Annotated in this window: 1 protein-coding gene; it reads left to right on the forward strand. The window is 67.8% G+C overall.

Annotated features, from left to right (window positions below):
- Window positions 1-684, forward strand: a 684-nt coding sequence (locus AC1DYI_RS37715) for a hypothetical protein (RefSeq protein ID WP_477209161.1), incomplete at both ends; no start/stop codon positions are given.

Consider the following 684-nt stretch of genomic DNA (forward strand, 5'->3'; position numbering starts at 1 on the left):
GACTTCGGGGAGGACGGCACGCTGATGTGGCGGTCCGATACGCGCGCACCGAAGTCGGTGCTGAAGACCGGCTTCACCACCAAAGCCGAGCGTGATCTCGGCCCAGCCGCGACCACCGAAGACGGCCGGCCGACCGGCAACGAAATCGTCTACCGCACCGGCACCGAAGACATCGTGCCGGCGACCGGGGTCTGCGTCGCGCGCGATGTCAGGGGTGCCTGCTTCTTTCCCTTCGAAGCGGCCGAACACGACAGCGAGGAAGAACAAGAAGCCGCTTACCTGTACGGCGTACGCGTCCGCCAGGCAACCAACACCTTCAAGGCGCAGCAGGTGGYCGAACGCCACGCCACCGGCACCCAGAGCTGGAAAGACCCGTCGCGCTTCGCCTACGACCCCGGCGACGAGCACACCGACGAGGCCTCGGCCGTCTGGCCCTTCGCCGAGTACGTCACCCACCGCATTGCTCCTGAAGACATCGTGGCGGCCTACCGCTTCCAGCGCGACCGGCTGGTCGCGCCGGACAAGCCTCGCGTCGAGCCCAAGGCCGGTATCGGCTTCAGCATCGCGCCACGCAACCTCATCAAACCGGATGGGGACGGGAGCCGGGTCGACCCGCTGCGCGAGACCGCCGATCTCACTGCCGCGGCCTACAGCGAGCGATACCCGCGCCACCCTGACCACTAC

It is taken from the genome of Ideonella sp. P3_A4 (assembly GCF_056403075.1).